At 72.6% G+C, this 21,178-nt stretch carries 16 protein-coding genes and 1 tRNA gene; 7 read left to right on the plus strand and 10 right to left on the minus strand.

Annotated features, from left to right (window positions below):
• Positions 1 to 13: 13 nt before the first annotated feature.
• The gene (treY, locus tag ACODT5_RS11805; RefSeq protein ID WP_422519114.1) at positions 14 to 2,362 is read left to right on the plus strand and encodes a malto-oligosyltrehalose synthase; all 2,349 of its coding nucleotides are present in this window, start codon (positions 14 to 16) and stop codon (positions 2,360 to 2,362) included.
• A 175-nt stretch (positions 2,363 to 2,537) separates the two neighbouring features.
• Here the strand turns inward: treY and ACODT5_RS11810 are convergent, their stop codons facing one another.
• Positions 2,538 to 3,782 (minus strand): RNA-guided endonuclease InsQ/TnpB family protein, encoded by a 1,245-nt coding sequence (locus ACODT5_RS11810; protein WP_422519115.1) that lies wholly within the window; start codon positions 3,780 to 3,782, stop codon positions 2,538 to 2,540.
• Between the two features lie 143 nt (positions 3,783 to 3,925).
• Here ACODT5_RS11810 and ACODT5_RS11815 point away from each other — a divergent pair, with 143 nt between their 5' ends.
• Positions 3,926 to 5,218, plus strand: a complete 1,293-nt coding sequence (locus tag ACODT5_RS11815; RefSeq protein WP_422519116.1) for a M14 family zinc carboxypeptidase — start codon at positions 3,926 to 3,928, stop codon at positions 5,216 to 5,218.
• Between the two features lie 33 nt (positions 5,219 to 5,251).
• Here the strand turns inward: ACODT5_RS11815 and ACODT5_RS11820 are convergent, their stop codons facing one another.
• From ACODT5_RS11820 to ACODT5_RS11830, 3 genes are all read right to left on the minus strand, one after another.
• Positions 5,252 to 5,722 carry a GNAT family N-acetyltransferase gene (locus tag ACODT5_RS11820; protein ID WP_422519117.1) on the minus strand — a complete coding sequence of 157 codons (471 nt, stop codon included), beginning with the start codon at positions 5,720 to 5,722 and terminating at the stop codon, positions 5,252 to 5,254.
• Between the two features lie 69 nt (positions 5,723 to 5,791).
• Entirely contained in the window at positions 5,792 to 7,021 is a 1,230-nt protein-coding gene (locus ACODT5_RS11825) for an RNA-guided endonuclease InsQ/TnpB family protein (protein WP_422519118.1), read from the minus strand.
• Between the two features lie 151 nt (positions 7,022 to 7,172).
• Positions 7,173 to 7,736: an FHA domain-containing protein gene (locus tag ACODT5_RS11830; protein WP_422519119.1), complete on the minus strand. Its 564-nt coding sequence runs from the start codon at positions 7,734 to 7,736 to the stop codon at positions 7,173 to 7,175.
• A gap of 111 nt (positions 7,737 to 7,847) precedes the next feature.
• Here ACODT5_RS11830 and treZ point away from each other — a divergent pair, with 111 nt between their 5' ends.
• A complete protein-coding gene (gene treZ / locus ACODT5_RS11835) occupies positions 7,848 to 9,686 on the plus strand; it encodes a malto-oligosyltrehalose trehalohydrolase (RefSeq protein WP_422519120.1) in 1,839 nt (612 codons plus the stop codon).
• A 65-nt stretch (positions 9,687 to 9,751) separates the two neighbouring features.
• A complete protein-coding gene (locus ACODT5_RS11840; protein ID WP_422519121.1) occupies positions 9,752 to 10,555 on the plus strand; it encodes a class I SAM-dependent methyltransferase in 804 nt (267 codons plus the stop codon).
• A gap of 39 nt (positions 10,556 to 10,594) precedes the next feature.
• Here ACODT5_RS11840 and ACODT5_RS11845 read toward each other — a convergent pair whose 3' ends face one another.
• Together ACODT5_RS11845 and ACODT5_RS11850 are read right to left on the minus strand one after the other, a co-directional pair.
• A complete protein-coding gene (locus ACODT5_RS11845; protein ID WP_422519122.1) occupies positions 10,595 to 11,716 on the minus strand; it encodes a M24 family metallopeptidase in 1,122 nt (373 codons plus the stop codon).
• A 288-nt stretch (positions 11,717 to 12,004) separates the two neighbouring features.
• A complete protein-coding gene (locus ACODT5_RS11850; protein WP_422519123.1) occupies positions 12,005 to 13,162 on the minus strand; it encodes a heparan-alpha-glucosaminide N-acetyltransferase domain-containing protein in 1,158 nt (385 codons plus the stop codon).
• Positions 13,163 to 13,327: 165 nt separating this feature from the next.
• Here ACODT5_RS11850 and ACODT5_RS11855 point away from each other — a divergent pair.
• The 3 genes from ACODT5_RS11855 (at position 13,328) to ACODT5_RS11865 (ending at position 15,978) form a co-directional block, all read left to right on the plus strand.
• A tRNA-His gene (locus tag ACODT5_RS11855) sits at positions 13,328 to 13,400 on the plus strand.
• 124 nt (positions 13,401 to 13,524) lie between these two features.
• Positions 13,525 to 14,649: an alpha/beta hydrolase gene (locus ACODT5_RS11860; protein WP_422519124.1), complete on the plus strand. Its 1,125-nt coding sequence runs from the start codon at positions 13,525 to 13,527 to the stop codon at positions 14,647 to 14,649.
• 42 nt (positions 14,650 to 14,691) lie between these two features.
• Complete coding sequence (locus ACODT5_RS11865) at positions 14,692 to 15,978, plus strand: hypothetical protein (RefSeq protein WP_422519125.1); 1,287 nt, start codon at positions 14,692 to 14,694, stop codon at positions 15,976 to 15,978.
• Between the two features lie 33 nt (positions 15,979 to 16,011).
• Here the strand turns inward: ACODT5_RS11865 and ACODT5_RS11870 are convergent, their stop codons facing one another.
• The 4 genes from ACODT5_RS11870 to ACODT5_RS11885 form a co-directional block, all read right to left on the minus strand.
• Positions 16,012 to 16,767 (minus strand): alpha/beta fold hydrolase, encoded by a 756-nt coding sequence (locus ACODT5_RS11870; RefSeq protein ID WP_422519126.1) that lies wholly within the window; start codon positions 16,765 to 16,767, stop codon positions 16,012 to 16,014.
• A 96-nt stretch (positions 16,768 to 16,863) separates the two neighbouring features.
• Complete coding sequence (locus tag ACODT5_RS11875; RefSeq protein ID WP_422519127.1) at positions 16,864 to 17,202, minus strand: XRE family transcriptional regulator; 339 nt, start codon at positions 17,200 to 17,202, stop codon at positions 16,864 to 16,866.
• Positions 17,203 to 17,304: 102 nt separating this feature from the next.
• A complete protein-coding gene (gene iscB, locus ACODT5_RS11880; RefSeq protein WP_422519128.1) occupies positions 17,305 to 18,696 on the minus strand; it encodes an RNA-guided endonuclease IscB in 1,392 nt (463 codons plus the stop codon).
• Positions 18,697 to 19,111: 415 nt separating this feature from the next.
• Positions 19,112 to 21,175 (minus strand): phosphocholine-specific phospholipase C, encoded by a 2,064-nt coding sequence (locus ACODT5_RS11885; RefSeq protein WP_422519129.1) that lies wholly within the window; start codon positions 21,173 to 21,175, stop codon positions 19,112 to 19,114.
• Between the last annotated feature and the right edge of the window lie 3 nt (positions 21,176 to 21,178).

Genomic DNA, 21,178 nt, shown 5'->3' on the forward strand with positions numbered 1-21,178 from the left:
TACGTACGTTCTCATGAGCCTGCCCCCGCGCACCGGTCACACGAGTCCCGAGTTCAACCGTCCGGAAACCGATGTACCACCGGCCTTCACCCCGGCGTCGACCTACCGCCTCCAGCTGCAGCCCGAGTTCACCTTCGCTCACGCACGGGCAGTCGTACCGTACCTCGCCTCGCTCGGGGTCTCCCACCTGCACCTCTCCCCCGTACTGGAGGCGGTGCCCGGTTCGTCCCACGGGTACGACGTCACCGACCACACCCGGGTCCGGGTGGAGCTGGGCGGGGAGGACGGGCTGCGGGCCCTGGCCGCCGAGGCCCGGACGCACGGGCTCGCACTGGTGCTCGACATCGTGCCGAACCACATGGCGCTGCCGGCGCCCCTCGGCCTCAACCGGCCCCTGTGGGAGGTGGCCAGGGAGGGGCCCGGCTCGCCGTACGCGCGCTGGTTCGACATCGACTGGGAGGCGGGCGGGGGGCAGCTGCTGCTGCCCGTGCTCGCGGAGCCGCTGGATCCGCGGGCCGTCGAGGTCTCGGTCGAGCCGGGGGCCGCCCCCGGGCAGGGCGACCGGGCCGTACTGCGGATCGGGAAGCTGGAGTTCCCGGTCCGGGAGGGCACGGCCGGCCTGGAACCGGCGGCGCTGCTCGCCGCCCAGTGGTACCGGCCGGCGCACTGGCGGGAGGCCCGCACCGGGCTCAACTACCGCCGGTTCTTCACCATTTCGGACCTCATCGGGGTCCGGGTCGAGGACCCGGAGGTCTTCGCCGCCACCCACGCCAAGGTGCTGGAGCTGGTCCGCGACGGGGTCGTCGAAGGGCTGCGCATCGACCACGTGGACGGTCTGGCCGACCCCGGGGGTTACCTGCGGCGGCTGCGGGACGCCGTCGGCGGGGACTGCTGGGTGGTGGTCGAGAAGATCCTCGCCCGCGAGGAGCGGCTGGCTCCCGACTGGCCGGTGGCCGGGACCACCGGGTACGACGCGCTGTACCGGGTGGACGGGGTGCTGACCGACCCGGCCGGGGCCGCGCGGCTCGACGCCCGCTTCCGCGAGGCGACCGGGCAGCCCCGCTGGGAGCGGACGGCGGCGGCGGGCGCCCGGGAGGTCCTGACCGGAGACCTGGCCGCCGAACTGGCCACCCTGGAACGACTGGCGGGCCCCGAACTCGCTTCTGCCGTGCGCGAATTGCTCATCGCCTACCCCGTCTACCGGCCCTACCCCGGCGATCCGCAGCTCGCGCCCGAGGCCCTGGAGCGGGCCGCCGAACGGGCGGGTGCGGGCCCGGTGGCCGGCGTACGCGAACTGCTGCTGCGGGACCCGGCCTTCGCGGCCCGCTTCTCCCAGACCTCGGCCGCCCTGCGCGCCAAGTCCCTCGAGGACAGGGCGTTCTACCGGTACGCCCCGCTGCTGTCGGCCACGGAGGTCGGCGGTGACCCGGGGGCTCCGGCGGTCACGGTGGCGGAGTTCCACGCGTACTGCGCCGAGCAGGCGGGGCTGTGGCCCCGGGCCGGAACCGTGCTGACCACGCACGACACGAAGCGCAGCGCGGACGTCCGGGCGCGGATCTCGGTGCTCTCGCAGGACCCGGAATCCGTACCGGAGCCGGCCGGGGCGGATCCCCAACTCGCCTGGGTGGCCTGGCAGACGGCGTTCGGACTCGGGGGCGGCGGCAACGCCATGGTGCGCCGCGAGCGTCTCTGGCAGACCCTGCTGAAGGCGGTCCGCGAAGCCGCCCTGCACACCACCTGGACCGAGAGGAACCCCGCGTACGAGGCCACGGTCCGGGAGCACATCCCGCGAGACGCGCTCGAGCCGTCCGGGCCCCTGGCCGCCGCGGCCCGCGCCAACCTGCTCGGCGCGGCGCTGCTGCACCTGGCCATGCCCGGGGTCCCCGAGGTCTACCAGGGCGCGGAGACGGAGTACCGGGCCCTGGTAGACCCGGACAACCGGCGGCCCGCCCGCTTCCCCCGGGAGGCCCTGGCCCGACTGGACGCGGGGGCCGCGCCGTCCGGCACGGCCGAGGAGAAGCTCGCCCTCACCGCCGCCCTGCTGCGGCTTCGGCGGAGCCGGCCCGGGCTGTTCGCCGGCTACGCGCCGCTGCTCGCGCGGGGCCCGGCGGCGGAGCACTGCGTGGCCTTCGCCCGCTCCGCCGGGCTGGTGGCGGTGGCCACCCGCCTGTCGCACGGCCTGGCCCGGGCCGGGGGCTGGCGGAACACGACCCTGCCCCTGCCGCCGGGACACTGGCGACACCTCCCACTCCTCGGGACCCCACCCGAAGCCTCGTACACGGGCGAGGCCCCGCTCACGGAACTCCTCGGCGACGCCTCCCCGGTCGCCGTCCTGCTACGGGAGGACCCGGACCGGGCCTGACGCCGCCGGGGGGGGGACCTGCACCGCCATGGCTGCCGCCGGGCGGGCGGCAGCACAGCGGCACGACGGGCAGCGGCGCGGCGGCAGCCCGCCGGCCCGGCGCCGCCCGGACCAGGCGAACACGGCTACGGCAGTCTCGCGGCGGGAATGGGATCACCTTTGAATCCTCCCCTCCCTAAAGGGAGGGGATTCCTGGCTCACGTCGGCTGCGGACCGGCGGCCCGCACGCTCTTACACGATCAGCACCAGCCGGGTTGAGACCAGCCCGGACGAGCATCACGTGTGCGGAGTTCTTGTCCCTGGGGGACACGGCTCCGCACGCGGTGCACGAGTAGGTTCGTTCCGAGAGGGGTAGTGCGTGCTTGGTTCTCGCTCCGCACTGCGCGCAGTCCATGGTGGTGTGCGCGGGGTGGACCAGGTGCACGGCACGGCCGTGCTTGCGGCCCATCTGGATCAGGGCCGCCTTCGTGGCGCCGATCGCGGCGTCTGCCGCTTTACGGGCCATGGTGGACTTGGCGAGGAACTTCGCCTTGAAGTCCTCCACCGCGAGGGCGTCGTGGTCGCGGACCACCTTCTTGGCCCACTTGCGGCCGGTGTCCTGGCGCTGCCGGGCGATCTTCTTCTGCACCTTCGCGGCCTGCCGCTGCGCTTGACGGTAGCCCTTCGACTGGACCTTGCCCCTGGGCGCGCGGCGGCGGGCCATCATGCGCTGGTAGTGCGCGAGGCGACCGGCGGCCTTCCTGCCGTACTCGGCGTGGGGCAGGTCGTGATCATCGGACGTGGTGGTCGCGATCTCCCTCACCCCCCAGTCGACGCCGATCACCACACCCGTCAAGGGAAGCGTCTCGGTGGTCGTGGGGACGACGAAACTGGCGTACCAGTGCCCGAGGCTGTCGCGGTACACCCGCACCGACGACGGCGGGCCGGGCAGATCCCGCGACCACACCACGCTCACGCTGACACCCCCGGCCAGATGCAGACGGCCGTCCTTCAACCGGAAGCCGCGCTGCGTGTAGTTGAGCGTGGGCTCCGTTGCGTACTTCTTCTTGTACTTCGGCATCCCGGCACGTTGCCGAATCGGCAACCGGGCCTTGATGTCCTTGAGAGCCTTCGCCCGGGACTTGGCGAAGTCGCGGATGATCTGCTGCTGCGGAACGCTGCCGCCCTCACGCAGCCACGCCATCGAGCGCCGGGCCCCGGTCAGCAGCTTGTCGAGCTGCGACGGACCACACGTCACCTTCTCGCCGGCCGTCTTGTTGCGGGCATGGACCTTGCGGGACATCGCCACGCACTCGTTCCACACCCACCGGCACCGCGCCCACTCCGCCTCAAGCCGGGCAAGGGCGGTAGACGACACACGCAGCCGGAAGGTGTACCGGGCATGCCCGGAATCCCCATCATCCACCACTGCTGCCGCCATGCCCCCACCCTAGCCACCCCCACTGACAACGAAAGAGAGCGCAGGTCAGAGCAGATGTGCAACGAACTCCGCCGCTACGCGGCTCCGCACCAAGGACCCATTCCTCCCCGGGCTGAAGCCCGGGGCATCCTGGGAGAGATCCGGTGACCCTCATCCGTGACATGTGCTACCCCACCCCCCACGAACTGACCCTGGCCGCCCGCGCCCTGGTCGATGAACACCCCGCCCTGGCCCGGCTCCGCCAGATCGGCGCGTCCCGGTCCGGGGAGCCCCTGTGGCTGCTCTCCGTGGGCTCCACGACGACGGCCGCGACCGCTACCGCAACCGCTGCCGCAACCGCAACCGCTCCGAACGTGCTCGTCGTCGCCGGCGCCCACGCCAACGAGCCCGTCGGCGGCGCCACCGTCCTCGCGCTCGCCCGGCACCTGATCCGCGTACCCGCCGCCGGAACGACCTGGCACTTCCTGCTCTGCGCCGACCCCGACGGCGCAGCCCTGCACCGCACGCCCCGCCCGTACTCCCTGCTCGACTACCACCGGAACTTCTTCCGGCCGCCCGGCCCCGAACAGCCCGAGTGGGCGCCGTCCTTACTGCCCCCGGACCGCCTCCCGCCCGAGACCCTCGCCCTGACCCGGCTCATCGACGAGCTCCGGCCCGCCCTCCAGGTCTCCCTGCACGGCACCGATCTCGGCGGCTCCTGGGTGCAGCTGACCCGGGACATACCCGGCCTCGCCGAGCCCTTCGGCAAATCGGCCGCCGAGCTGCGCATCCCGGTCGAGACCAGCGCCTCCGACGCCTCGGGCTGGCCCTCGCCGGGAGCGGGGATCTTCGTGATGCCCAAACCCGGGTCCGCGGCCGACGGGCCGTTCCACCCCGAGGACACCCGGCTCAGCACCTGGTACCACGCCCACCGCCACGCGGGCACCACCGCGATCGTCGAAGTCCCCATGTGGGCCTCGGACCTGGTGGACGACCCGGCCCCGCACCCCGACCCCCGCGCCGCCCTGCGCGTCCTGGCCGGCCGGCTCACCGCCGACGCCGCGCGGGTGGCGGCCCTGCGGGAGGGGGCGGCCGACAGTACGGACCCGGCCGCCGCGGCCCTGCTGCGCGCCGTGGACTGGACGCTCGCGCTGATCCCCCGGATCACCGCCGAGTGGACGGGCCCCGGGGCTCCCGCCGAGGCGACGGCGGCGTACATCGGGAGCATCGACGCCTTCGGACGGCGGCTCTCGCTGCGCGCCGCGGCGATGCTGCTCCGGGTGCTGCGCGCCCAGGGGCAGCCGACGGCGCCGACCGTGGACCGGCTCGTCACGGGGTGGTGCGAGGAGTTCGCGGACCGCTTCCAGGCGCGCTGGGTCCCGGTGGCCACGCAGGTGGAGCACCAGTCCCGGGTCGTCCTGGCCGCCTACGACCGCCTCGTGGCGGCGGGCCGGTAGCCGTAAGCGGAGCGGGCGCGGCGCGGGCGCGGGCTACTCCACCGGCAGGGCGTACCGCAGCTTCGGCTTGCCGGTGGCCCCGAGCCGGTCGTAGAAGCGGATCGCGCCCTCGTTCCAGTCGGGCGTCTGCCACTCGACGTGGCCGAGGCCCAGCTCGCGGGCGAGCGCGGCCACCCCGTCCACCAGGGCGGCGCCGAGGCCGTGTCCGCGGGCCTCCTCGGCGAGGTAGAGGCAGTCCATGTGGAGGTAGTGGCGGGCCTCCCAGAAGGAGAACTCGGCCGAGCAGGCGGCGTACCCGGCGATCTCGCCCCGCGGGGTCTCGGCCAGCAGTACCCACAGCCGGGCCCCGTCGGCGAACAGCTGCGCGCCGAGCCGCTCGGCGAGACCGGCCGGGCGGGGCGCGGACCTCTCGTACGCCATGTGCTCGCGCATGAGCTCGACCAGGCGGGGCAGGTCCTCGGGGCGCGCGGGCCGTACGACGGGGGCGGCAGACGTGTGTTCCATGATTGAATCCTCCCCTCCCTGAAGGGAGGGGGATTCCGCACTCTCCAGGGTTGATCGGGGATTTCTAGCTCACGCTGCCAGGCCAGGCAGCGCCTGGTCTGGTCTTCCACGATCAGCACTAGCCGGGTTGAGACCAGCCCGGACCAGCATCACGCGCGCGGAGTTCTTATCCCTGGGGGACACGGCTCCGCACACGGTGCAGGCATACGTTCGCATCGAGAGAGGTAGTGCGTGCTTGGTTCTCGCTCCGCACTGCGCACAGTCCATCGTGGTGTGCGCGGGGTGTACCAGGAACACAGCACGGCCGTGCTTTCGGCCCATCTCGACCAAGGCCGTCTTGGTGGCGCCGATCGCTGCGTCGGCGGCCTTCTTGGCCATGGTGGACTTGGCGAGAAACTTCGACTTGAAGTCCTCCACCGCCAGGGCGTCGTGGTCGCGGACCACGCGCTTGGCCCACTTACGGCCGGTGTCCTGCCGCTGCCGGACCACCTTCTTGTAGAGCTTCGCCGTCAGCCTCTTCGCCGCCCGGTAGCCCCTCGACCCGGGCTTGCCCCTCAACGGCTTACGGCGCGCCATCATCCGCTGATAGCGGGCAAGCCCAGCAGCCGCCTTCTTGCCGTGCTCGGCATGCGGGAGGTCGTGGTCGTCGCTGGTGGTGGTCGCTGTCTCCCTCACACCCCAGTCGATCCCGATCACCGCACCCGTCTCCGGGAGCGGCTGGCCTTCGGTCGGGACGACGAACGAGCAGTACCAGTGCCCGAGACTGTCCTGATACACGCGCACGCTGGACGGGCCGGCGGGAAGGTTCCGCGACCACACCACCGTCAAGACGATCCCGCCCGCCAGGTGCAAGCGGCCGTCCTTCAACCGGAAGCCACGCTTGGTGTAGTTGAGGGACGGCAGCGCTCCCCGCTTCTTCTTCCACTTCGGCATCCCGGCCCGCTGCCGCACCGGCAACCGGTCCTTGACGTCCTTCTGCGCCTTGGACCGGGACTTCCCGAAATCCCGAATCAACTGCTGCTGCGGAACGCTGGAGCCCTCACGGAGCCAGCTGTTCGTCTTGCGGCACTCGGTCAGCATCTTGTCCAGCTGCCCCGGGCCACACGTCTGCTTGTCCACACCCTCTGGCCGGCCCTTGTTCCACAGGTGCGTCTGCTTCGACTTCGCGCAGCACTCGTTCCAGGTCCACCGGCATCGATCCCACTCCGCCATCAGGGTGGCGAGCGCGGTGGACGACACGCGGACACGGAAGGTCCACCGGGCATACCCGGCATCCCCCACGATCGGTGTCTTCGTCATCCCAACAACCTAGCCCCGCCCACTGACAACAAACGAAGGGGCAGGTCAGACCAGATGGGAACCGGCCTCCGATCGCTCCCCGCCCGCGCCCCGAACCCCCGTGTCTCCGGCCCCCCGGACCAGCGGGCCCCGGGCCTCCCGCCCGGATCCGTCAGCCGCCCGACAGCCTGAAGCTCATCCGTCCGAAGCCGATCTGGTCCCCGTCCCGCACGACCGCCGAGCCCGTCACCCGGCGCCCGTTCACCGTGGTCCCGTTCGTCGAGCCGAGGTCCTTCACCACCCAGACCCCGTCCCGGATGCCCAGTTCCGCGTGGGCGCGCGAGACGGTCTCGTGGCTCAGGCGCAGCCCGTTGCCCGGGTCGCGGCCGATCCGCAGCGGTCCGGCGCCCGGGTGCGGGAGGAGCAGCGTGGGCAGCTTCTCCACGGCCCAGGCCCGCCGTACGCCCACGGACACCGCCGAGACGCGCCCCACCCAGCCGAACAGCCGGCGGGTCCACGGGCTCTCCGCGCCCTTCCGGCCCTCCAGGTCCGCGGTGAGCACGGCGAGGTCCTCGGAGCGGCGGGCGACGAGGGCGAGTTCCATGCGGCGCAGGAAGGTGTCGTGCGACAGCTTGCCGACGGCGGCGCCCTCCCTGAGCTGGCCCAGGGCGTGGTCGCGCTCGGCATCGGAGAGCCGCGGCGCGGGGTAAGCGGAGAACTCGAAACTCGACGTCACCAGGTGATTGTCGGCCTGTCGGGGGCAGAGTGTCCAGAACTCCCGCGACCGGGCGGGGATGATGGCCCGGACACGCAGGTTGGGTAGCGCCGCCAGACGAGGGGACCGTCCGTGCAGTTCGAGGTGTGGGCACCGCTGACAGACCGGGTCGCGCTGCGGCTCGACGGGGCCGCGTACGCGATGGAGCGCGATCCGGAGCGGCCCGGCTGGTGGGTCGTGGAGGCCGGGGCGCGGGACGGATCCCACTACGGGTTCCAGCTGGGCGGCGGCCCGGAGGCGCGCGTTCCCGGGGACGATCCGCGCGACCCGGTACACCCCGGGCAGCACGCGGAGCACCCGGACCACACGCGCCACGGATCCCCCGTACGCCCCGATCCGCGCGGCCGGCGCCTGCCGGAAGGCCCCGACGGGCTCTCGGCCGTGGTCGACTTCGCCTCCCTCACCCCCGACGAGCCCGCGCCCTCCCCCCGGGTGTCGCTGCAGGACGCCGTCCTGTACGAGCTGCACATCGGCACCTTCACCCCCGAGGGCACCTTCGACGCGGCCGCCGCCCGCCTCGGCCACCTCACCGCCCTCGGCGTCACCCACGTCGAGCTGATGCCGGTGTGCTCCTTCCCCGGGCGGCACGGCTGGGGGTACGACGGGGTCGCGCCCTGGGCGGTGCACGAGCCGTACGGGGGCCCGGCCGGGCTGGTCCGGTTCGTGGAGGCCGCGCACACCGCCGGGCTCGGCGTGGTGCTCGACGTGGTCCACAACCACCTCGGCCCCTCCGGCAACCACCTCCCCGTCTTCGGCCCGTACTTCACCGAGACCCACCACACCCCCTGGGGCGCGGCGGTGAACCTGGACGCGCCCGGCTCCGACGAGGTGCGCGCGTACCTCCTGGGCAGCGCGCTGGCCTGGCTGCGCGACTACCGGATCGACGGGCTGCGGCTGGACGCGGTGCACGCGCTCGCCGACGACCGGGCGCTGACCTTCCTGGAGGAGCTGTCCGCGGCCGTGGACGAGCTGGCCGACGAGACCGGCCGGCCGCTGTTCCTGATCGCGGAGTCGGACCGCTGCGATCCGCGCACCACGACCCCGCGGGCCGCCGGGGGCCTGGGCCTGCACGCGCAGTGGAACGACGACTTCCACCACGCCCTGCACTGTGCGCTGACCGGTGAGTCCCAGGCGTACTACGCGGACTTCGCCGAGGCCCCGCTCGGGGCCCTGGCCAAGACCATGACCCGGGCCTTCTTCCACGACGGGACCTGGTCCTCCTTCCGGGGCCGCCACCACGGCCGCGCGGTGGACCGCGGCCGCACCCCGGCGCACCGTTTCCTCGGCTACACCCAGACCCACGACCAGATCGGCAACCGCGCGCTGGGCGACCGGCTCTCGGCCTCCCTGTCCCCCGGGCTGCTGGCGTGCGCGGCGACGGTGGCGCTGACGGGGCCGTTCGTGCCGATGCTGTTCATGGGCGAGGAGTGGGGCGCCGGCACACCGTGGCAGTACTTCACGGACCATCCCGACGAGGAGCTCGCCGAGGCCGTACGGGTGGGCCGGCGGCGGGAGTTCGCGGAGCACGGCTGGAAGGCGGAGGAGATCCCCGACCCCCAGGACCCGGCCACCCGCAACCGCTCCTGCCTCGACTGGGCCGAGCCGGACCGCGAGGCCCACGCCCGCCTGCTGGACTGGTACCGCACCCTGATCACGCTCCGCCGCACCCACTCCGACCTGCGCGATCCCGATCTGGCGGCGCTGCGGATCGCCCACGACGAGGAGCGCCGCTGGCTGACGTTCCGCCGGGGCGACGTCCGCGTGGTGGTGAACCTCGCCGGGGAACCGGCCACCATCGCGCTCGGCCGCAACGGCGTCCGGGTACTGGCCGCCTGGCGCCCCGTCGAGCACCCGGACGCCGACGGCCGGGTCCACGTACCGGCGGAGTCGGCGGTGGTACTGGGCCCTTAGGGTCCGGGGGCCGGGGCCCGTAAACCCGGTCGCGCGTGCCCTGGCCGTCTGGTGGGATCTCCGTCATGAGGACCGAATCAACCGTCGGCGGCGGACACACGCACGCGCACACGGGCCCGGGCCCGGGCCCGGCGAAGTACGACCGGATCGGGGTGGGGTACCGGGAGGTCCGGCGGCCCGATCCGCGGCTGGCCGCGCTGATCGCGGGGGGTCTCGGGGACGCGCGGACGGTCGTCAACGTCGGGGCGGGGGCCGGTTCTTACGAGCCGGAGGGTCTTGAGGTGACCGCCGTGGATCCGTCGCAGGTCATGCTCGACCAGCATCCGGGGACCCGCAAGGTCAAAGCCGGGGCCGAGGAACTGCCCTTCGGGGACGGGCAGTTCGATGCCGCGATGGCGGTGATGACCGTCCACCACTGGCCGGACCCCGCGCGCGGGCTGGCGGAGTTGCGACGGGTGTCCCGGCGCCAGGCCGTCTTCACCTGGGATCCGGGGCACCGGACGCCCGATCTGTGGTTCTTCGAGGAGTACTTGCCGGAGGTCGGGGCGAGGGAGCGCTCGACCTTCGTCCCGCTGTCCGTGGTGACCGGGGCACTGGACGCGCACACCGTGCTGCCCTTCCCCGTCCCGCACGATTTCACCGACGGGTTCCGGGCCGCCTTCTGGCGCCGGCCCGAGTCGTACCTCGACCCGGCCGTACGGGCCGCCAGCTCCACCTTCGCGAGCCTGCCGGCCACCGTCGTGGAACCGGCGATCGCCCGGCTGCGCGAGGACCTGCGGTCGGGGGCCTGGCGGCGGCGCCACGCCGACCTGCTGGAGCGGGGATGCGTCGACTACGGCTACCGCCTGGTCCTCGCCGGGGACGCCTGAGTCCCGGCGAGGATCACGCGGTGTCCAGCCCCGGTGCGGCTACTCCACGAGGGCCAGCTCCCGGGAGGCGTTGTTGAAGCTGCGGCAGCCGTTCTCGGTGACCGTGATGATGTCCTCGATGCGGACCCCGAACCGTCCCGGCAGGTAGATCCCCGGCTCCACGGAGAAGCACATGCCGGGGACGAGGACCTGCTCCTCGCCCTCCACCATGTACGGCGGCTCGTGCGTGGTGACTCCGATGCCGTGGCCCGTGCGGTGGATGAACTGCTCGCCGTAGCCGAACTCCGTGATCACCGCGCGGGCCGCCCGGTCCACGTCCTGGCAGGCGGCCCCAGGCCGGGCTGCCGCCACGCCCGCCAACTGGGCCTCGCGCACGATGTCGTGGATGCGCTGCTCCTCCTCCGTGGGCTCGCCGACGTGGACGGTACGGGAGATGTCGGAGCCGTAACCGTGCTTGAGGCCGCCGAAGTCGAGGACCACCATGTCCCCGTGCCGGATGACCCGGTCACCGGCTTCGTGGTGCGGGTTGGCGCCGTTCGGGCCGGAGCCGACCACGGTGAAGTCCACCTGGGAGTGGCCGTGCACGCGCAGCAGCGCGGCCAGGTCGGCGGCGACGTCGCTCTCCCGGCGCCCCGCGAAGGGGACATGGAGGATCTGGGCGTACGCGGCGTCCGCCGCCTCGCCGGCCGCCGCGAGCCGGGCCAGCTCGCGCTCGTCCTTGACCGCGCGCAGCATCGGCAGCGCGTCGGTCAGCGAGACGTACGAGGTCGTCGGCAACTCCCTCTGCAGCCCCAGCAGATGCAGCGCCCAGGCGTTGTCGCTGACCCCGAAGCGGCCGGCCACGTCCAGCAGCGGGGAGGCCACGGCGTACGGGTTCTTCCCGTCGGCCCAGTCCCGCAGGGTCAGCGCGCCCGCGCCGGGGGACTTCGCCGCGTCGGGGGCTTCCAGCGCGGGGACGACGAGGACGGGGTCCTGCCCGGCGGCGAGGACGAGCAGGGTCATCCGCTCGGTGTCGACGGGCCGGTACCCGGTGAGGTGGGCCAGGTCGGGCCCGGGGGCGACCAGCAGGCCGGCCAGCCCCGCGTCGGCGGCGGCCTGCGCTGCGGCGTCCATCCGGGCGGCGTAGTCGGCGGTCGTGAAGGGATCGGAGTCATGGTCCATGACTCCGATCCTCCCGCGCCCCGCCCCCGGACGGCAGGGGCCGCGCCGACCGCTTCGCGGGGCGAAGTCCCCGCAGTGCCCTTTGCCGCTGCGCGGGGCGAAGTCCCCCACCCGCCCTTCGCCCGTTCCCCGGGCGCTGCCCGGACCCGGTCCTCAAACGCCGGACGGGCTGAATTTTGCCGCGCAGCGGCAAATCCAGCCTCGCCGGCGTTTGAGGCGCGGGGTCGGGGGCGGAGCCCCGGGGAACGGGCGAAGGGCGGGTAGGGGACGGCCCCGCAGGGATTCGCGTCACGTCGGGGTCACCACCCGCAGGGCCCACTCCAGCGGCCCGCGCCGCAGCTCCGTACCGCGCAGGAAGTGGCCCCAGGCCACGCAGCCGATCACCGCGACCCCCGAGAACACGACCAGCACGCCCCACCCGCTCCAGCCCCGCAGGAACACCGCCAGCGCGAGCGCGTGCGCCACGTACACCGTGAGGGCCATCGCCCCGACCGCGGCGAGCGGCCGCAGCAGCCGCGTCGCCGCCCGGCCCGCGCCGTGCGCGGCCAGGGCGAGCAGGCCTATGAGGGCCGCCCCGACCCCGGAGTTGCCGAGGGTCTCCAGCGGGGTCTGGCTGTAGGGGCCGGCCACCAGCAGCCAGTCCCAGGAGGTGCTGGGGACGGCACCGAACTGCCCGCCCAGCACCGCCGCGACCGGGTCGGGCTCCGCCGCCGCCCAGGGGTGCTCCCGTGCGATGGCCTCCAGCAGCGGACCGCGCCGGCCCCCGGGCCCGAGCGCGAGCCAGGAGGCGCCGTAGCCGGCGACGGCGGCCGCCGCCCCGAAGCCGGTCAGCCGCCGCAGCGACCGCCCGCTCCGCAGGTCGGCGAGGCGGCCGAGGGCCATGCCGACCAGGATGTACGGGAAGTAGGTGAGCAGCGGGTACGCGCCCGAGAGCAGCAGCTCCCGCAGCATCCCCCCGGCCCCCGCCCAGCTCGCCAGGTCGGCGGGGACCGGTGTGGCCCCGCGCCCGCCGGTGCGCAGCCCGAGCGCCGGGCCCAGGAGGTACGAGAGGACCGGTCCCAGCACCACCGAGGCGCCGGCGACGGCCGCCAGGGTGCGGGTGCCGAGCCGGGTGAAGGGTTCGGCGGCCAGGAAGTAGACGGCGTAGAAGGCCAGGATCACGAGAATGCCGGGCGAGAGCGCGGCGAGGCATAGGCCGAGCACGGCGAGGATCGCGCAGCGGGTCAGGGTGGCCCGCAGGGGTGGCGGTCCGGCGGCTCGGGCGCGGGCGAGCGCGAGGGAGAACCCGGCGATGAGCGTGAAGACGGCGGGTGCCCGGCCGTCGGCGGCGACGAGCAGCCAGCCGGGGCCCTCGGGCGAGGGCGGCGGGCCGACGTGTACGGCGAACATGCCGAGGACGGCGATGCCGCGGGCGGCGTCCAGGCCGGTGAGTCGGTTTGTTCCCATACGGGTAGTGATGACGATCCGGGGCGCGGGGTTGCCTGCGCCCTCACCCGGACCCGGCGCTCCAGGTCGCCTCCCCCGGGCCCCCGGAAAAGGCGTCGCGGGAGCACCCCGCTGATCAGCTATGCTGTGCTTGCACATCGAACGGGTGGTCCGCCGCCCTTCGTGGTGGGTGTAGCTCAGTTGGTAGAGCACCTGGTTGTGGTCCAGGTGGCCGCGGGTTCAAGTCCCGTCACTCACCCTGTTGATCCCGTGGGGGTTACGAGTTTTCCTCGTAACCCCCACGGGTTTTTCGTTCCCCCTACGGGAGCGGCGCGTCACGGCCGGCCGGGCCCGCCCGCCCGGGTCCTGGCAGGATCGCACTCATGAAATGGGACATCGGGGGCACTCCGGCGCTGTTCCTCGCCGTCCTCGTGGCGGTCGCGGTGTTCGGGGCCACGGTGTGGCTGTGGCCCCGGCTCGCGGGGTCCGGGGTGCGGCCGGTGCTGGGGCGGGCCGGGCTCCAGCTCGCGATCACCCTGACGGCCGGGTCGGCGCTGCTGCTCGCGGTGAACTCCTCGTACGGCTTCTACGGCTCCTGGCGCGACCTGCTGTCCCTGCGCCGCGAGGACCCGGCGCCGGCGGGCGCGGAGGCCCCCGGGCCGGAGGCGCTGCTGGTGCGGGGGATCCACTCCTGGCGGCACGCGGGCTCCGACGACCCGGCGGTGATCGGCCGGATCGAGGCGGTGACCGTGCGCGGGGCGCGCAGCGGGCTGTCGGGGCAGGGGTACGTGTACCTGCCGCCGCAGTACGTGCACGCGTCGGCCGGGCGGCGGGCGGAGTTCCCGGTGGTGCTGGCGCTGAGCGGGTTCCCGAGCACGCCGGGGGTGCTGATCGACCGGCTGCGGTATCCGCAGCTGGCGCTGGACGCGGTACGGGCGGGGCGGATGCGGCCGGCGGTGCTGATCCTGATGACGCCGACGGTGGCGCCGCCCCGGGACACGCAGTGCGTGGACGTGCCGGGCGGGCCGCGGACGGAGACCTTCTTCGCCCGGGACCTGCGGGCGGCGGTCTCCTCCTACTACGGCCTCGCCCGGGATGCCCGGGGGTGGGGCGTGATGGGCAATTCGGTGGGCGGCTACTGCGCGCTGAAGCTGGCCCTGCGCACGCCGGACGCCTACCGGGCGGCTGCGGCGCTGTCGGCCCCGTACGCGGCGGCGCGGGACGCGGACACCGGCGACCTGTTCGGCGGGGACCCGGCCCGCCGCCAGGAGAACGACCTGCTGTGGCGGCTGCGGAACCTGCCCCAGCCGCCGGTGTCCCTGCTGGTGGCGAGCAGCCGCAGGGGCGAGCACCAGTACCCGGCGACGCTGGAGTTCATCGACGCGGTACGGCCGCCCGCGCGGGTGTCCTCGATCCTCCTGCCGGGCGGCGGGCACAACTACGAGACGTGGGCGCGCGAGGTACCGTCGGCCCTGGAGTGGCTGGTGGGCCGACTGAGCCCGCACTGACGCCACCCGCGAACACGGGCTGCGAGAACACGACGGGGGAGCATGGGCACGGACATAGGCGCGAGCGCGGACATGGGCAGTGGTGCGAACGGTGGGGCGGACGGCTCTGCTCCGCTGCTCGCCGCGGTCCGGACAGGTGACGCCTCCCTGGTGAAGAGGATCCTGGTCGGCCAACGCATCGACAGCGACTGGGTGGACGACGCGTTCCGCCTCGCCCTCGCCACGCGCTCGGGAACCATCGCCCAACTGCTGCTCCACTCCGGCGCCGACCCCGGCAGGTGCCGGCCGGACGAGCTCCCGTCGCTGCGCGAGGCCGTGGAATCGGGATCGCCCGTGCTGGTCGAGGTGCTCCTGGGTCCGGGGATCCGGGACAGGTACGACGAGTCTGAGCTCCCGGCGATGCGGGACCTCGCCCGCCAACTGCACGAGACGGGGGTCGAAACCCGGCTGCGACGCCTCACGGGCTCCCGGGACGACCTCGTCCGCGCCCGGGTCCAGAACGGCGAGTGGGACAGCGTCGACGCGTACTCACTCGGCGGGATGACCGTGCGCGACGGGTACGCGGCGATCCTCACGGACCTGGAGTACCTGCTCGGCGAGCGCACCTCGTTCGAGGAGCTGATGGCGCGCGCGTTGGGCCACGACCAGCAGCACGTCTCGTGGGGGACCGCCACCATCCTGCTGGCGAACCGTCGCGACCCGGAGACCTGGGCGGCCGCCGCGGCGCTGCGCACGCATGCGGAGCCGTCCCACCGTCTGTTCGGCGCCGAGGTGCTCCGGCTGACCCACCTCTTCGACGACAGCGACGAGGAGGTGTTCACCGACCCCGCCCGGGAGCTCTTCATCGACTGGTCGACCCGGGAGGAGGATGTCGCCGTGCTCACCGAGGTGCTGGTCGCACTCGGGGAACACTGCGATCCCCGGACCGTCGCGGCCCTCCTGCCCCTCGCCGCCCACCACGACTCCGGGGTCCGGTGCGCGGTGGCCGGCGGGTGCCGCACATGGCCCAAGCCGCCCGCCTTCCCCGATGACGTCCGCGCGGCACTGCTGGCGCTGATGGCGGACGTGGACGCGGAGGTCCGGCGGGCCGCGTGCCTCACGGTGGCCGAGGGCGGGGACCGTCACCCCGCCCTCGCCGATGCCATGGCCGCCCTGGTGGACGACGCGGACCGCCAGGTCCGGGTCAAGGCCGTGTGCGGGCTGGCGCTGCACGACGACGAGCGCTGCGTGGAAGCGAAGCGCCGCCTTCCCCCGGCGCCGCCCGGAACCCCGTACGAGTACGACCTCGACGAGGTGTTGCGCTACGAGTTGCGCCGCGACGGCCGCTGACGCCGCGTCGTGCCGTTGCTTGCCCGCATGCCGTCACCCGCGCAGGAAGGCCTCCACCTCGGTGGCGAAGGCCACCGGGGTCTCGTGCGGCGGGTAGTGGCCCGCGCCGGGCAGGGGCTGGATGCGGCAGTTCGGGTACGAGACCTGCCAGGTGGCCCGCATGAAGTCCGCGGTGAGCGCGAGGTCGTACTCGCCGACGAGGACCAGTACCGGGACGGTGCTGCCCTTCACGGCGGCGGACAGGTCGAGCGGCTGCCAGCTCGCGAGGTACGCGGCGAAGGCCTCCGGCCGGGACACGGCGAGCGAGTGCGCGACCATCCGGTCCAGCCAGTACGGGCTCGCGCGGCGGCCGGTGACGATGTCGAGGATGGCGCGGCGGTTCTCCGCGCTGCCGGCGGCCCCGTAGAAGAGCCCATGGGTGGCGTCGTCCATCTCGTAGGGGCCGGCGGGGACCGGGTTGATGCCGATCAGCTTCTCGACGCGCTCGGGGGCGCGCACCAGGACCTGCTGAATGGCCTTGCCGCCCATGGAGTGACCGAGGAGGGAGAAGGTGTCCCAGCCGAGCTCGTCGGCGAGCGCGAGGACGTCGTCGGCGATCTCGGGGAGGGTGTAGCGGCCGGGGACGTCCCTGCGGTCGCCGTAGCCGCGGTAGTCGAGGAAGGCGTACGAGAACTCCCCCGGGTCCAGGTGGTCCAGTACGGAACCCCAGTTGGCGGACGTGCCGAACCAGTCGTGCAGCACGATGACGCGGACGGGGCCGGTACCGATCCTGCGGCGGGCGATGGCCATGCGTTCTCCCTCGGTGGCGGGGGTTGCGTACCCGGACGCCTCCGTTCTGCCCACCGCCCGTACGATCACACCGCGCTCCGCGATCCGGCTCCGGGATCACGCCACGGTGTACTCCGTGTCCCCGAAGTCGGCCACCACTCGCAACCGCCCGCCGAGCGCCTCGACATACGAGCGCAGGGTCGCGACCTCGGTGCGATCGGTCTCGCCATTCTCGATGGCGGAGACCCGCGGGGCCGAGACGCCCATGCTGTCGGCCACATCCTTCTGGGTCAGGGCCTGCTCCTGGCGGATCTCGGCCAGCCGATAGGCCCGCACCTCAGCCATGAGCCGGTCCATCGCGGCCCGCTTCTCCGCCGGGGACCGTACTGACAGCCCGGCAGCCACCCGGCGCTCCCGCGCCTGGCGCTTGGCCTCCTCCCAACCGACAGCGCTCATCGGACTTCTTTCGTGTATGCCCCTGATTTAGCCGGGGTAGGAAGCGAATCCTGGGGGTGGAGGCGCGGAGCGCCGATGGCCTCTTCGCTCTGCCGGTGCCGGTCAGATGGCAACGGTGGGGCCTTCGGGTCGGGTGGTGTAGGCGTAGCCGTCGGCTCGTTGGAGGAGGCGGAAGTGTTTGTGGCCGATGCCTTGGATGAGGCCGTGGGCGGTTTTGATGTTGAAGCTGCCGGTGGCACGGACGGCGATGCGGCCTGTGTGCGTGCCGGTCTTCTTGCCGGTGAGGGCGACGGCGCGCGCGAGGTCTCCGGTCTGGTAGCCGAAGAACGTCTTCTGTCTGGGCAGACGCAGCCGGGGGAAGCCGTACTTGTCGGGGCGGGTGCGGCTGTAGGTGCCACGCCCGGTCGCGGCGACGGCAAGGACGCGGGCCGGGGTACGGGTGACAGCGTCGAGGTGGCCGACGCACAGGGCGTCCAACGTGTGGGTCTTCGGCGTACCGGTCCGCTGCCGGTTCCATTTGGTGCGGCCCCCGGATCCGGTGCGCCCCGTGGGGAAAGTGGCATCGAGGGCGCTCCACAGTGCCCAGCGGGTGGCGTTGACGGCTGCCGCATCCCGCAGGGGCGCTTTGGCCTGGGCGAGGATGCGGGCCAACCGCTTGGGAGATTTGGCCAGGAACACTTCTACCGGCGCGTTGCCTTTCTTCTGGTTGCAAGGGATGCAGGCGGTACACAGGTTGGAGATGCGGTCGGAGCCACCCCGGCTGCGGGGGTGAATGTGGTCGATGTTGAGCGGCACTCCGGTGGCACCGCAGTAGGCGCAGGCCCTCCCCCACTGGGCGAGGAGGTACTCGCGGACTTCTGCGCCGTGCAAAGTGCCGTGCTGGTACTCGGCCCACTCCAGCGGCCCGCCGTGGGACATGGCGTGAGTGTCGAACGCGACCCGTTCCACATGCACCGTACGGACGGGTGCCCAGCGTGCGAGCCGGGCGGTCCACGACATGGTGGTGTCCACGCGGTGACGCAGCGACGGGGCCAGCCACCCCTTGGGACGGGTGCGGTTGGAGAACCGGGGCGCACGGTAGCGAAGGTTGCGGGTGCGCCTGCCACGCCGGTAGGCGGCACGCGCGGTCAGCTTGTCCCGGATGGCTCCGCCACGGTGGGCTAGTTCGACCGCGTATAGGCCGCAGCGGTTGCCGTCCTTCGCGGTGAAGACAGCGATGCCGGTGCGCTTCGAGCCGGGGTCGATCCCGAGTTCCACACCGTCCACCTGCGATCCGGAGACCGTGCGGTCCTTCAGCCGGATCACGAACGGGGTGTGCCGGGCAACGACGGCCCGGCCTTGTTGGAGAAGCTTGCGGGCCCTGGCAGGGCTGGTCGGTTGCAGTGGTATGCCGCGCTTGTCCAGGACGAACACGACAGGGTGGCCCTCACGGGCCTTCTCCCCGACCTTGCGGTTGGGGGTGACGCGCCCGGCGCCAGGTGAAGCGCCGGGCATCTCCCCTCGCACATGTACCGCGCCGGGTGCCTTACGGCCTTCGAGTCCCGTTTCGTCCCCGATCCGGGGGGTGTCTGCTGACTCGAATTCCAGAGCCACCTGCTGAGGAAGCACAGGTGGGTGGGTCTTCTGCCCTATGCGATACGTAGCCAACTTCGTTCACCTCCACACATGCGTGTCGGCTGGTGCTGGTAACGGCGGCCCTCAGCCAGAACGGCCGAAGGCCCCCTCCTTCAGGAGGGGGGATCCCGTTACTCGTACTCCCTGGCGTCCAGCTCCGCGATGTCGGCCCGGTCAGCGCTTCTCCGCGAGCAGGATGGTGACCTCGCACCATCGCTGAGCCACGCCCACGAAGTTAACGCAAGCATTAACTTCGTGGGCGGCGGAGGCGGCGGGTTCACCCGTACGGGAACGGTCAGACGGTCTTGATCGCCGGGTCCGAGACTCCGGCCGCGCCGGTTTCCACGTGGCCGGCGAAGCGGCGCAGGAAGGTGGCGTCGGTGTCGGAGACGACGCCGACGTCGTACCAGCGGGCCGTGCCGGACAGGGTCACGGTGTGCGCGACGGTGGCGCCCGCCGCGACGCGCACGACCTGGGCCGTGCCGCCGTAGGCGTTGGTGACGGTCAGGTTGACGGCCGCCGTGCCCCCGTTGGTCAGGGACAGCACCAGGTTGCCGGTGGCCTTGTCGTGGCGGGCCGTGGCCTCGGGGCCGGCCTTCTTCGCCGGGCCCTTCCAGGTGCGCAGGAAGCCGTTCGGGCCCCAGACCGTGAGGTTGATCTGGTTGCCGGTGGAGGCGCTCGTGCTCCAGGTGTCCGAGAGGGTCTTGCCCGCCTCGACCGTGTAGGGCCACGGGCCGTCCGTACGGTTGCCCGAGGTGCTGTGGAAATGGGCGCCGAGCGTGGGACCCGAGGAGAAGGTCAGGGTGAACTTGCCCGTGGAGACCGTGGCCTTGCCGTCCACGTACGGGGCGTAGCCCAGTGCGCGGGTCGGCTTGGAGCCCGCCTCCTGCTTGGGCAGGGTGCCCGTGGCCGGCGGGGTCGGGTTGTAGGACGAGTGACGGTTCTTGTCCGGCGGTACGTACGCGGCCGTGGACGGCAGGGCGGCGGGCGCGGCGTCGGCCTGCGTGAAGTCGAAGGCCGAGGTCAGGTCTCCGCAGACCGCGCGGCGCCACGGGGAGATGTTGGGCTCCTGCACGCCGAAGCGCTTCTCCATGAAGCGGATCACCGAGGTGTGGTCGAAGGTCTCGGAGCAGACGTAGCCGCCCTTGCTCCACGGGGAGACCACGATCATCGGGACGCGGGGGCCGAGGCCGTACGGGCCGGCCGCGTAGCCGGAGACGCCGCCGGTGTACAGGTCGCCGGTGACGCTCGCCGTGGACAGGCCCCAGGTGGAGGAGGCCGGCGGGTACGGCGGGACGACGTGGTCGAAGAAGCCGTCGTTCTCGTCGTAGGTGATGAAGAGGGCCGTCTTCGCCCACACGGCCGGGTTCGCGGTCAGCGAGTCCAGGACCTGCGAGATGTACCAGGCGCCGAAGTTCGTCGGCCAGTTGGAGTGCTCACTGAAGGCCTCGGGGGCGGCGATCCAGGAGACCTGCGGGAGGGTGCCGTTCACCACGTCCGCGCGCAGCTTGTCGAAGTAGCCGCCGCCCGCCTTGACGTTGGTGCCGGTACGGGCCTTCTCGTACAGGGCGCTGCCGGGCTGGGCGTTGCGGTAGGTGTTGAAGTAGAGCAGCGAGTTGTCGCCGTAGTTGCCGCGGAAGGCGTCGTTGATCCAGCCCCAGGATCCGGCGGCGTTCAGGCCGTCGCCGATGTCCTGGTAGACCTTCCAGGAGACTCCGGCCGTCTCCAGGCGCTCGGGGTAGGTCTTCCAGCCGTAGCCGGCTTCCTGGTTGCCGAGGACCGGGCCGCCGCCCACTCCGTCGTTGCCCGTGTAACCCGTCCACATGTAGTAGCGGTTGGGGTCGGTGGCGCCGATGAAGGAGCAGTGGTAGGCGTCGCACACCGTGAAGGCGTCGGCGAGCGCATAGTGGAACGGGATGTCGTTCCGGGTCATGTACGCCATGGTCGTGGCCGTCTTGGCCGGGACCCACTTGTCGTACTTGCCCTTGTTGTAGGCCTGCTGGCCGCCCGCCCAGTCGTGGTTCAGACCCGTCAGGAACTGCATGCCCAGGTCGTTGATCTGCGGGTTGAAGGGCAGGATGTCCTTCGTGCCGTTGGACTGGTGGAAGACGGACTTGCCGTTGTCCTGCAGGACCGGCCTCGGGTCTCCGAAGCCCCGGACCCCCTTCATCGCACCGAAGTAGTGGTCGAAGGAACGGTTCTCCTGCATGAGGACGACGATGTGCTCGATGTCCTGGATCGTGCCGGTACTTCCCTCGGCCGAGATGGCGGCGGCCCGCGCGATGCTGTCGTTCAGCATCGTCATGGCGGCGGCGCCACCGGCGATCTGCAAGAACCGGCGCCGGTTGAATTCAGTCATGGA

Origin of the sequence: Streptomyces tatrensis (assembly GCF_049310065.1) — a bacterium.
In the GTDB taxonomy this organism is placed as follows: Bacteria; Actinomycetota; Actinomycetes; order Streptomycetales; family Streptomycetaceae; genus Streptomyces.

Excerpts from the sequence above, each read along its gene's own strand:
- ACODT5_RS11865 (WP_422519125.1), top strand. The coding sequence starts at position 14,692 with ATGGGCACGGACATAGGCGCGAGCGCGGACATGGGCAGTGGTGCGAAC.
- treY (WP_422519114.1), top strand. The coding sequence starts at position 14 with ATGAGCCTGCCCCCGCGCACCGGTCACACGAGTCCCGAGTTCAACCGT.
- ACODT5_RS11885 (WP_422519129.1), bottom strand. The coding sequence starts at position 21,175 with ATGACTGAATTCAACCGGCGCCGGTTCTTGCAGATCGCCGGTGGCGCC.
- ACODT5_RS11840 (WP_422519121.1), top strand. The coding sequence starts at position 9,752 with ATGAGGACCGAATCAACCGTCGGCGGCGGACACACGCACGCGCACACG.
- iscB (WP_422519128.1), bottom strand. The coding sequence starts at position 18,696 with ATGCCCGGCGCTTCACCTGGCGCCGGGCGCGTCACCCCCAACCGCAAG.
- ACODT5_RS11860 (WP_422519124.1), top strand. The coding sequence starts at position 13,525 with ATGAAATGGGACATCGGGGGCACTCCGGCGCTGTTCCTCGCCGTCCTC.
- ACODT5_RS11845 (WP_422519122.1), bottom strand. The coding sequence starts at position 11,716 with ATGGACCATGACTCCGATCCCTTCACGACCGCCGACTACGCCGCCCGG.
- ACODT5_RS11850 (WP_422519123.1), bottom strand. The coding sequence starts at position 13,162 with ATGGGAACAAACCGACTCACCGGCCTGGACGCCGCCCGCGGCATCGCC.
- ACODT5_RS11870 (WP_422519126.1), bottom strand. The coding sequence starts at position 16,767 with ATGGCCATCGCCCGCCGCAGGATCGGTACCGGCCCCGTCCGCGTCATC.
- ACODT5_RS11810 (WP_422519115.1), bottom strand. The coding sequence starts at position 3,782 with ATGGCGGCAGCAGTGGTGGATGATGGGGATTCCGGGCATGCCCGGTAC.
- ACODT5_RS11825 (WP_422519118.1), bottom strand. The coding sequence starts at position 7,021 with ATGACGAAGACACCGATCGTGGGGGATGCCGGGTATGCCCGGTGGACC.
- ACODT5_RS11820 (WP_422519117.1), bottom strand. The coding sequence starts at position 5,722 with ATGGAACACACGTCTGCCGCCCCCGTCGTACGGCCCGCGCGCCCCGAG.
- ACODT5_RS11875 (WP_422519127.1), bottom strand. The coding sequence starts at position 17,202 with ATGAGCGCTGTCGGTTGGGAGGAGGCCAAGCGCCAGGCGCGGGAGCGC.